At 54.5% G+C, this 10,865-nt stretch carries 11 protein-coding genes; 6 read left to right on the top strand and 5 right to left on the bottom strand.

Translation table 11 applies throughout. The features are described from left to right. Positions 1 to 207: 207 nt before the first annotated feature. Positions 208 to 435 (bottom strand): hypothetical protein, encoded by a 228-nt coding sequence (locus E0486_RS17885; RefSeq protein ID WP_131854326.1) that lies wholly within the window; start codon positions 433 to 435, stop codon positions 208 to 210. Between the two features lie 502 nt (positions 436 to 937). On the opposite strand from E0486_RS17885, the gene E0486_RS17890 reads away from it, so the two are divergent. From E0486_RS17890 to E0486_RS17900, 3 genes are all read left to right on the top strand, one after another. Next, a complete protein-coding gene (locus E0486_RS17890; protein ID WP_131854328.1) occupies positions 938 to 1,102 on the top strand; it encodes a GxxExxY protein in 165 nt (54 codons plus the stop codon). A 301-nt stretch (positions 1,103 to 1,403) separates the two neighbouring features. Further along, on the top strand, positions 1,404 to 1,685 hold the full coding sequence (locus E0486_RS17895; RefSeq protein WP_131854330.1) for a hypothetical protein: 282 nt from the start codon (positions 1,404 to 1,406) through the stop codon (positions 1,683 to 1,685). 520 nt (positions 1,686 to 2,205) lie between these two features. Continuing rightward, on the top strand, positions 2,206 to 6,597 hold the full coding sequence (locus tag E0486_RS17900; RefSeq protein ID WP_394345766.1) for an MBG domain-containing protein: 4,392 nt from the start codon (positions 2,206 to 2,208) through the stop codon (positions 6,595 to 6,597). A 166-nt stretch (positions 6,598 to 6,763) separates the two neighbouring features. Here E0486_RS17900 and E0486_RS17905 read toward each other — a convergent pair whose 3' ends face one another. The 3 genes from E0486_RS17905 to E0486_RS17915 form a co-directional block, all read right to left on the bottom strand. Beyond that, complete coding sequence (locus E0486_RS17905) at positions 6,764 to 7,237, bottom strand: glycine zipper domain-containing protein (protein ID WP_131854334.1); 474 nt, start codon at positions 7,235 to 7,237, stop codon at positions 6,764 to 6,766. A gap of 280 nt (positions 7,238 to 7,517) precedes the next feature. Next, positions 7,518 to 7,799, bottom strand: a complete 282-nt coding sequence (locus E0486_RS17910; RefSeq protein WP_131854336.1) for an RNA recognition motif domain-containing protein — start codon at positions 7,797 to 7,799, stop codon at positions 7,518 to 7,520. A gap of 222 nt (positions 7,800 to 8,021) precedes the next feature. Next, positions 8,022 to 8,633, bottom strand: coding sequence for a response regulator (locus tag E0486_RS17915; protein ID WP_243697475.1), 612 nt, complete (start codon positions 8,631 to 8,633; stop codon positions 8,022 to 8,024). A 511-nt stretch (positions 8,634 to 9,144) separates the two neighbouring features. Between E0486_RS17915 and E0486_RS19025 the strand changes: the two genes are divergently transcribed. Continuing rightward, a complete protein-coding gene (locus E0486_RS19025) occupies positions 9,145 to 9,288 on the top strand; it encodes a hypothetical protein (RefSeq protein WP_165917405.1) in 144 nt (47 codons plus the stop codon). 223 nt (positions 9,289 to 9,511) lie between these two features. On the opposite strand, the gene E0486_RS19395 is transcribed toward E0486_RS19025, so the two are convergent. Next, positions 9,512 to 9,745 (bottom strand): helix-turn-helix domain-containing protein, encoded by a 234-nt coding sequence (locus tag E0486_RS19395; RefSeq protein ID WP_165917406.1) that lies wholly within the window; start codon positions 9,743 to 9,745, stop codon positions 9,512 to 9,514. 93 nt (positions 9,746 to 9,838) lie between these two features. Here E0486_RS19395 and E0486_RS17925 point away from each other — a divergent pair, with 93 nt between their 5' ends. Together E0486_RS17925 and E0486_RS19400 are read left to right on the top strand one after the other, a co-directional pair. Then, positions 9,839 to 10,696, top strand: coding sequence for a hypothetical protein (locus E0486_RS17925; protein WP_131854340.1), 858 nt, complete (start codon positions 9,839 to 9,841; stop codon positions 10,694 to 10,696). Positions 10,697 to 10,751: 55 nt separating this feature from the next. Continuing rightward, positions 10,752 to 10,865: helix-turn-helix domain-containing protein (locus E0486_RS19400; protein ID WP_394345767.1), on the top strand; the 114-nt coding region annotated here is incomplete at its 3' end.

Raw genomic sequence — 10,865 nt, forward strand, 5'->3', positions numbered from 1 at the left:
AGGAAGAGAGAACGAGAGAACGAGAGGAAGAGAGAACGAGAGAACGAGAGGAAGAGAGAACGAGAGAACGAGAGGAAGAGAGAACGAGAGAACGAGAGAACGAGATGGGCTTGATCCCGAATAAAAAAGGCCGGGAAGTTCCGGCCATGATGCTTCGCCCGGTGTGCCACCGGCGATGCAGGTTGTTGCGATCGTACTCGGACCCGCTTATGCGTCCTCGTAGCCGTCCATCTTCTGGCCGCCACTGCCCTTGTCGTTCGTGTGTTCACCGCCGTGGTCGCGTACGTTCTTGCCAAGGTTGTGCATAAAAGACGAAACGGGGCCGCGCATATTTTTCTGCGGGTCGTTGCTGTGCATCTTCGGGGACTCGGGGCTTTGATCCGGGTCCGGGCTGAGGGGTTTGTTTTCCTCCGGGTTGTTGTTTTGCTTTTCCATACCCCAAAGCGCCGCAAAAGCCGAGCCACATGCAGTGGGGAAGCGCGGCCGTACTGATCGTTGTATTGCCCGGCTTCACCAACAGGAAGCACCTCTGTGCGGAACGGGGATACGGTGGGCCCGCACTTCTTTGTTCCTTTCTGCCGGCTGCCGGTTGGTGAAGGCCTGGGCGGCGTATTCCGGGGCCGTGGAAATAAGGGATGCCTGGTAGTGCGGCCGTGATGGCTGTGAGCGTGTTGGGGGTGTTTTAACCGCGGAGGGCGGTGGAGGGCAAGAGAACGCGTGTTTTTGGTGGGCGGACGTTATTAGTGGAACCAGCATTCGTGCGCGGAGTTTTCAGTGCGCCCCAGCAAGCTGGGGAAACGATGTCGGGAGCTTGAGTAATTCCTGATTTTAACCCTACAGATTTTGTGAAACTTCGCCAATCCCCGTGGTGAAAAAAAACATTCCCTGGTGCTTTTCCCACCTTTGTTTTCATTCCATGCTTTCAAACCTTTATGGAATGGAAGCATCTGAATTAAACCGGATTGGCCGCATCATTCTTGATGCCGCGATAACCGTTCACAAAGCACTTGGGCCCGGACTGTTGGAGCGCGCGTATGTACGGGCGCTGGAAGTAGCACTTAATCTCCGCGGCTTGAAAACAAGACGCGAGGTGATGGTATGAGGCGCAACCGCAACAACCGGTGCTGCACGAAGACGAAAGGGTCATCCGCTGAGGTGCTGGGTTGCGATGCGCCATTTGCCGGCTGCCCGTATTTCTACGGGAAGATGCTCTTTCAGCCGGCTCTGCCGCACGCATCTGGAATAATAATTGCGGCATTTTAAACGACACATTCACGGCGGACGACCGTTCATGCGCGCGACAGCGCTTCTCCTTTCTTTCCCCCTCCCTGCTCATCTTACCTGCCTCCACGCACTGCGCGGAACGCCGGCCGGTACGTATGCTAACCTTAAATCGTTCGGTTATGACAACACCGCTACGCAGTCAGGGTATTGCCTTGCCCTGCCCGCGCGCAAGCCGCGCCCTTCTGCCTAACCTTCTTTGGCTGTTCCTCTTCTTGTTGCTGTCGGCATTCGTGCCGGTCTTTGCGCAGCCCACGCTGACCACCGACCTGCCCGACTACCCGCCGGGCGCCACGGTAACGCTTACGGGTAGCGGATTTGCGCCCGGCGAAAGCGTGCAGTTGCAGGTCCTTCACAACGATCCCGATTCATTTGGTAGGCCTGGCTTCGGGACTGCATGCTGAAGCAGCGTTTACCGACGGACAAAAATGCGGTTTGAAAATCACCGCTTCATCGCTCCGTTGTCCTGCTGACGGACCCGTAACGTATACGACCGACTTCTCAACTGATGTAACAGGGTTCACTTGGACATTTGCTGGTAACGGCGTGCTCACAACTAGTAACTCGGCTTCCTCCATAACAATAAATTGGAATCCCTATACTAGTGGTACTGAAAGTGTGACCATTTCTGTAACCGGTAATTGCGACGATAAAACCATTAGCCAGAATGTACCGGTAGCTACCGCTCCGACATTCGGTGCCGTTACGGTCAGCAAGGGCACGGCCACTGCTACCTCGCTCGGCGTGACCTGGGGCAATGCGAGCAACGCAACTAAGTACCTGATTGACGTGGCATCGGATCCAGGCTTCACATCGTTCGTGACTGCTGGCGGAAACTTTTATAACGCCTTTAGCGTCGGCAATCCGAACCCGAAAAACTACACAGTCAATGGTCTTAATTCCGGCGTTACCTATTACATAAGGATGCGCGCTGCGAATGACTGTTTTTCGGGCTCTTCTGCAAATTCCATCAGTTTTAACACCTTGCTCGCGCCTCCTTCGGGTAGTCCTGCAACAGCGATCGGTTGCACGCAGGCCACTGCAAATTGGGTAGCTGTGGAAGGTGCGACCGGCTACCGGATCGATGTGGCCAACAACAGCAACTTTAACTCCATCGTGGGTCGTTACAACGACTCCGCCGTTGGCAATGTGACCTCTTTTGTAATTTCCGGACTTGCGCCTGGAAAGGATTATTCCTACCGCGTACGAACGGAAAAGAACGGGATTTTCAGTAACTCTTCCAGCAGCGTTTCCTTTAGTACACTCTCCGGCTCTCCCAACCCGCCCGGCCCGATCGGCGGCGATAAAACCGTGTGCAGTGGGGAAGCCGGCAAGGTTTACAGTGTGCCGCCAGTATCCGGTCTTACGTATCAATGGACCTTGCCTGCGGGTGCGGTGATTACTGCTGGTGACAACAGCAACAGCATCACCGTCACCTTCGGCAGTACGAGCGGCGACATCGTCGTAACAGCCTCCAACACCTGCGGCACTAGTTCCGAGCGAAGAACCGGCATTACCGTCAACCTCCCCGCGACCGTGAGCAGTGAGCCCGGAGCGCAGTCAATCACCTACGGCGACACCGCCCGTTTTACTACAGCAGCAAGCGGAACACCCGCACCTACGTATCGCTGGCAGGAGTTTGCCACTTCCTGGAACGACCTGGCCGAAGCTGGCATCTACAGTGGCGCGGCCGCGGGCACATTGGCCGTCGGCCGTCCCGGTGTGGCCCTGAGCGGTCGTAAGTACCGTTGCATCGTCAGTAACGTTTGCGGCGGCGATACTACCGTGGAACGTACGCTCACCGTGGCTGCACGGGCGATCACCCTCACCGCAGACACGGCCTCCAGGATTTACGGCAATCCAGACACGGCGCAGTTTACCGCACAGGTAACGGGCGGCACGATCGTAGGCAGTGATGCGGCAAGCGGCACCCTCACCCGCGACCCCGGGGAAAATGCAGGTACCTACGACATAGGCAAGGGTACGTATTCCTACGGTTCCAATTACGCGGAGACATTTGTCAGCAAGTTGTTTACGATCCGTCCCCGGCCCATCACGATCACCGCCGAAAGGAAGGCCAAAGTATATGGTGACGTCGATCCGGAATTGAAGGCAACGATAACCGGCGGGATCGTTGGTCCCGACAAGCCCACGGGTGCGCTGTCGCGTGCGGCCGGTGAAGGCGTGGGGCGTTACCTGATCGGCCAGGGCAGCTTCACGTACGGGGGCAACTATGCCGAAACCTACGTTGAAGACAGCCTGTTCATTACTCCTCGGCCGATCACCATTGCCGCCAACGCGGCGGGTAAGGTATATGGCGATGCCGACTCCGTGCTCAAGGCCAAAATAACCTCGGGCAGCATCGTGTTCCAGGATGCCTTCAGCGGCACATTGCACCGGGCGGAAGGAGAGGATGCAGGCAGCTATGCCATTGAAAAGGGTACGTATACCTACGGTACGAATTACGCAGAGACTTTCGTGGGCGCCACCTTCGCCATTCGCCATCGGCCGCTCACGATCCACGTGACCGCGGGGCAGCACAAGACCTATGGTGAAGCTGATCCCGCCACCTTCGATTTCACGTTGGGTGCCACGCAAAGCCTCGCCCCCTGGGATGCGTTCAGCGGAAGCCTCAGCCGACAGCCCGGTGAGGACGCAGGCGGCTACGCCATCCTGCAGGCGGGACTTACGATCAAAAACGGCAACGACGACAATACCGCGAACTACGACACCAGCTACCTTGGCGGCTTCTTCAGCATCGACCAGCGCGCCATCACCATCACGGCCGATGCGGCTTCGAAGACGTACGGCGACAACGACCCCGCCTTGACAGCGCAGGTAACGAGTGGCACGGTGGTGACCGGTGACGGGCATACGGGTCTCCTGGATCGCGCAACCGGTGAGGCCGCCGGCACGTATGCCATCAGCAAGGGTAGTTATACGTACGGGTCCAATTACGCGGAAACATTTGTCAGCGCATTACTTACGATTCACCCGCGGCCGATCACCATCACGGCCAATGCGGCGGGTAAAGTTTATGGCGATGCCGACTCCGTACTCAAGGCCAGGATCACCTCGGGCAATCTTGTTAACAACGACCACTTTGCCGGCGCGCTGCACCGCGCGGAAGGAGAAGATGTCGGCAATTATGCCATCGATAAGGGTACATATACCTACGGAACGAATTACGCCGAGACCTTTGTGGGCGCAGATTTCACAATCCGCCAGCGGCCACTAACGATCAACGTAACGGCCGGACAACACAAGACCTACGGGGAAGCCGACCCGGTTCCATTCACCTATACGATCGGCGCCAGTCAAAGCCTGGCTCCCTGGGATGCGTTCAGCGGTGCGCTGTCGCGCGTGCCGGGAGATACCGTCGGTACGTACGACATCGTCAAAACGAACCTTCGCATCAGGAATGGCAGCGACGACAATACGTCCAATTACGACACGACCTACAACGGCAGCACCTTTGCCATCTACAAGCGCCCGGTAACGGTCAAGGCCGATGCGCAGAGCAAGATCTATGGCCAGGCCGATCCGAAGCTGACCTACACCGTAACCACCGGGTCGGTGGTGCCCGGCGACCTGTTCACCGGATACCTGACGCGGGATGCGGGCGTAGACGTCGGTAAATACGCGATCCGGCAAGGCTCGTTGGCATTGAGCCGGAACTACGACCTGACCTACGTGCGCGATTCGCTGACCATTCTCCCGGTGACGATCAGCGGCTACGTTGGCGTGCCATCGCCCGCTTACCGGCAGTACAGCGATTCGATCATCGTCCGTGCCGAGATCGACAATGGGGCCGCGAAGATCGGCGGCGCGCCCGGGGCTGCCAGCTCGGTAACCTTCCGCATCGGCACCCAGGAGCTGGGTACGGTGCCGTTCATTGCCAACACCGACGGCGACCTGGTGGCGACCCTGTGCAAGCCGCTCCTGGAAACGGTTAGTGGTGAGCTGGCCCCGGGCTCGAAGGTCATCACGGCGACCTTCAACAATCCGAGCAGCAACTACGGTCTGACCACGGGAAACAACTCGGTTACCGACCGGTCTTTCAGCATTCGCAAGGAAGATGCGCGCGTGGAATACACCGGCGACCAGATCCTGAGCACGGGAAGCGCTACGTCGGTGAAAGCCACTGTGAAGCTGCGTGCCAACATCCTCGACATTACCGCCGTATCCGGTGATGCCGCCTACGATCCGGCGCCCGGCGATATCCGCAAAGCAAAAGCGCGCTTTGTTTACGGCGACAGCAGGATTCCCTTGTCGGGCTGGCTGGATGTCACGCTCGTAGGCACTGATACCAAGATCGGCCGGATCGCTTTCGACTCCGTATTTACGCTCGGTAACAACGAAACCGACCGCGAGATCAGCATCGGCGTCGTGGTCGACTATGGCTACTATTACCGCGATTGCAGTGCCGACAATACGGTGGTGACGATCTACAAACCGGTGGGCGACTTCATCACGGGTGGCGGACACATCGTGCCGGACAAGTCGGTTGGCACTTACAAATCGGACGCGGGCACGAAGGCCAACTTCGGCTTCAACGTGAAGTATACGAAGAAAGGAACGAGCCTGCAGGGCAATATGAACATCGTGTTCCGCCGTACGGAAAGCGATGGCCTGCACACGTACCAGATCAAGGCCAACTCGCTGCAAACGCTCGGCGTGAACATCAGCAACCCGGGCCGGCAAACGGCGCAGTTCTCGTCCAAAGCGACGCTCACGGATGTGACCAACCCGCTGGCGCCGGTAGCAAAGGGCGGCAACAAAATGCTGTACGTGAACATGATCGACCGCGGCGACCCCGGCAACAGTGATTCGATTTCGATCGTGCTGGCGGAATGCAACGTGGATCCGGGCGTCCTGGCCAACGTGCTGTACTCGAGCGAATGGATCGCCAACAAGCACGGGCAGAAGGAACTGCGCGGCGGCAACCTCGTGGTGAAGAGCGGCTTCAGCCTGACCCCGGGCACGACCCCCAGCACGGGCCGTACCGTGGCCACTGAGCAGGCCACCGCCACCGAGACGACCGCTAAGGACGATGGCGCCACTACGCTGCGCTTCGGGCTGCAGGCTTTTCCCAACCCCACACAGGGCTCGTTTACGCTGCTGGTTCAAAGCGATGATGCCCGTACGCCGATCAGCCTCCGCATCTTCGACGCGAACGGACGTATCCTGCAGCAATTTACCGGGCTTGCCACGGGGCAGACGCTGCGCGCCGGCACTGGTTATGCGCGCGGCACCTACGTCGCAGAGCTGGCCCAGGGCACCCGGCGGGCCGTTGTGAAGCTGCTGAAAGAATGATCGTTAGTAAAATAGTGACAACAGGGTGGTTTATAAGGGAGGCCGGAAGGCCTCTCTTTTTGCGCTGTAGGAAAGACCGCCATCCGGGTCGTGTGAGCGGGGCGTCGTTAATAACAGATCCCCGCATCTTTCGATACGGGGATCTGTTATTAGGGTAGGAGCGCTGTTAATTTTTCTTATCGAGCTTGTTGCCGATCAAGGCACCGGCGCCTGCGCCAACAACACCACCAACAATGGCGCCCACCGCACGGTTTTTCTTGTTAATGATCGCGCCACCGGCTGCGCCGGCAACACCACCGATGATGGCGCCTTTGGCAGTGCCGCTGATGCCTTTTCTCTTAGGCGTTGCAGTTGCTGTGCCGCCGGAGGTGCCCGTGCTGCTACCCGAGGTTGTTGCGCCGCTGGAAGACGTTGTGGAATTTCTGGTAGCCGCCGTGTGTCTTACGGAGCTGTGGTGAAGCGCAGCGACTGCAGGTGTGGCCGCTGGTGTTAATTCCGAAGCTGCTACAGGTACCTTTTGTTGCTGGAATGCAGCAAGGCCGGTAGTGTCGTTGGCGGGAACTGTTGTCGTGGGTTTCGGATCTGAGTTGCAGGCACTAAGCGCAAGAACGAGGGCAAAGGCCGGGAGAAACTTTTTCATTTTTGTGGGATGTTTAGGGTAGGTCACGGGATACTGGACTCTTCTATAGAAGGGAATACCGTGCCGGATATGGGACATTTCCTAAATGAATACAAGGGGATAGTTCATATCTGCGCCTGCGGCTGATCGGCACGATAAATAAAAGTTCGGGCACTCCGGAACCGCGCGGACGCGCGGGCCGCTTTCCCACGCAACGCCTAATAAGGACCTTGAATGCGGCAGTGAATTGCCCATAAAAAAAGCCTCTCCGGGGAGAGGCTATCAAAGCTTGTCTGCCAACTCAATAATGACTTCCGGTCATCATCCCAGCGGGACGGGGCGTCTTGGGGTTCGCTTCTTTGACGTTGATTGTTCGGCCGTTCACTTCTGAAGCGTCGATTTCATTCATAGCCGTCCGGGCCGCACCCTCATCGAGCATTTCTACAAAGCCGAATCCGCGGGAACGTCCGCTGGTTCTGTCTGTAATTACATTGCTGGAAGTCACTTCGCCATAGGGCGAAAAGAGGTCTTGAAGGTCTTGATTCCCGATATTAAAATCGAGATTGGAAACGTAGATTTTCAAACTTGTACGTTGAAAGGATAATAAAATTATCTGAGAAGGCAAGAAGTAGAGGGGAGCTAAATGCGGAAGCAGCGTTAATGCGAAGGCAAAGTAAGTAGCCGGTACTGGATGCGAGGCTCAAATGTTAACTGGTGTAAGGTACGTCTTTGTCGGCACAACCGTTGTTAATATATAGGTATGGTCCTTTTGTGCGGGGCTGCACCGGGTTCAGAGAGTTCCAGGTCAAAAGTTATTGGGGGACGAGCACTTGAGCCAGTACTTCATAATGATATCGATCACCTCCTTCAGCTCATTGTAGGTGTTCTGCTTGATGAAAAAGCCCTGCGCGGAAGCGCTATAGGCATCAATGACAGCCATTTGACTGGATGCTGTCGTAAAAAACAGATACGGAATGCATTTCATTTCCAGCTTTGCATCGGTCTTGATCTTATCCCTGAGCTGAAAGCCGTCCAGCTTAGGCATATTGATGTCCGACAATATGAGGAATGGAACGATGTCGGTCTTGTTTAAGTAAGCCAACGCCTCATCTCCGTCCTGAAAAAATACAATTTCATTGGGGTATCGCAACTCATTGAACACCTCTATCAATATTTCTTTGTCGTCTGCATCGTCTTCGATGACGACCACCGGTCCGGTATTTTTTAATATCATATAGTAATTTCCAGATTGAAGATTCTTGTTTTTTGTACGCAAGGACATAAGCGCCCAGGTTTCAACCTTTGGTGGTATGTGGATAGGTAAACCTGGCGGTATCCTTATTTCGTTTATCTGTTTCCAAAGGATACGTAGCGCTTCGGGATCAGGATCGATCGGGCAGTCTGCATGCGTGTGCACCTGTTTTCTGAATTAGAATCCGAGTGGAACATCAGCAGGGCGCCGCGCTGTCAATTGGTTGGCATTGACTCATTACCCGCCCCGGCAGCCTGTATTTCTTCTGTTTTAAACTTTATGGCTTTACTGACGCGCGGATGGCTTTGATGGCTTCGGGCCTGGCCTTGGCCCCATATTGCGTTCCTTAACTCCGCATTCGTGTTTAGTAGTTGCTTATTCAACCCTGATATGCTGTGTCTCCTGTCGTGGTCCATTATAGTGTGTTAGTTGCAATAACCGGTCCGTGAGGTCACAATAGATGGCATCTGGCCGTTATTAAATAGCGTAATTGTGCGATTCCCAGTCGAGAATAAACAGGCAGATTTCGGACGGATCCAAGTGTAAAAAATAAAAGAGTAAAAAGTCCAGGTATGGGGCTCGGTTGTTGTACCGAAGTAGTGAGCCTCCTCACTGGAGGCCCGTTCAACTACTCTTTATGCAACCTTTTTCAAGGCCTAAACTAAAATTTCCCGGCTTGGCCGAGCTCGCCCGGTTCGCTTTGGGTCTCCGTTTTGGATTCGTGATCGATACGGGGAAACTTACCATCAGGGCGACGCTTTCTCCGGGTGAGCTGGATGTTGCACTCAACCGTTTTCATGGCAGCCTGCTGGCCCCTTGAGCGCGCGAATGTTCGAACGGGGCGAAGGCTACATTTTTGATTATATCCTTCGGTAAACGGTGGTGCGAATCGTGGGGCAAATAAAAAAAGGTTACCGCTTTTGGCGTGTAACCCTTTGTTGTTGCGCTCCACTTATTGACGAAAGATGCAGCACAGATAAACTTTCGGAATTGTTAACTATTTGGAAAACAATGAATTAACTTCTTCAAATTTGAGAAAGGTGTCAATATTCGAAAGGAAAGTCGAAAAGGTCTCTATGTGAGACACCCAGTGCGGTGGCAAGTAAATGGACGGTGCCAATCGTTGGATTCGTCACTCCCCGTTCGATTTTGGAAAGTTGGCTGTACTCGATGTCAGCGTTCAGTGCAAATTCCCGCATACCGAATCCCTTCTCCGTCCTAATTCTCCGAAGATTTCTTCCAAACGCTTTACAGAAGTTTATACGGGCTGAGTCCACAGCGGCAATGTGGCGGAAAGCAGAACCGTAAATGGCGTCATTTAAGACGCCAGTTGCGTTATATTTGAATGGCAACGCCTAAACACGCCCAAGATGGTACGATCAATCTGCATAATGTTGTTTCTGTTTACATATCTGGCCTCATACGGTCAGGTGAACGGAAAGGGTAAAAGAGCAACTCCTCTAACTGTTGGATTCGAAGGTTGGTTAGATGTTGATATTCCGCTATCAGACCTCTCGAAAAACAGGTTTGACACCTCGTTAATCAGGACCATACGTAAAGAGCTTAATCTCGAAGTTGATTCATTTACCCTCGACCCTCAACTCTCTGTCGGACTGAGCAATGTGAGGAAAGATGGTGTCAATTTCCGTCTGTCAAGGTATATTCTAACAAGGAGCCGTGGAGGATCAATGAACATCGAATATGAAATTCAGGGCGGTACCCTATCAAACGCTGGAATTCGGTTCATTGACGCCGTTCGGTATCAGGAACCAGATGTAAACGGCGACCTGAAATACTTTATATCGATTCTTGACGTTGATCGATCGAAAATGATTATACAAGAAGTCGAATTACCAGAAAAGGATGAAGCACTTAACATTCAAAACAGTGGTGATAGTCTTTGGAGGGAAGTCTCAGTCCCATATACTCAGGACCGATACAATATCATTTCATGGAAGGACGCACTGAGTTTGATCGGCAAGGTCAACGTTTCTTATGAGGAAAAAACTTGGAAGAATGGTGATTTGATTCTGTCGCGGAAAATTGGAAGTAAAAACCATGTATCAAGGACATTGCTTGCAAACGCCGGCGATATTGACCACCCTGCGCCGGTGGAAGTTGACCACCTGGCGCCGGAGCAAACTGACCACCCCGCGCCGGAGCAAATTGACCACCCTTTCACTGACGCTTTACTAATCCCTGAGCCGGGCATCTGCGGCAACCATTGATCTGCTGCCACCTTTAGAAAAAAGGGCAGCACCGATGGCTAATCATGCAATACAGATGTCGAAGATCCGGCAGATTCTACGCCTCTACCATCAAGGCTGGGGCAAGCAGCGCATCGCTTCACAAACCGGCGTGGCGCGTAACACACTCAAAAAGTACCTGGCCTCTTAT

Source organism: Flaviaesturariibacter aridisoli (assembly GCF_004343705.1).
Classification (GTDB): Bacteria; Bacteroidota; Bacteroidia; order Chitinophagales; family Chitinophagaceae; genus Flavisolibacter; species Flavisolibacter aridisoli.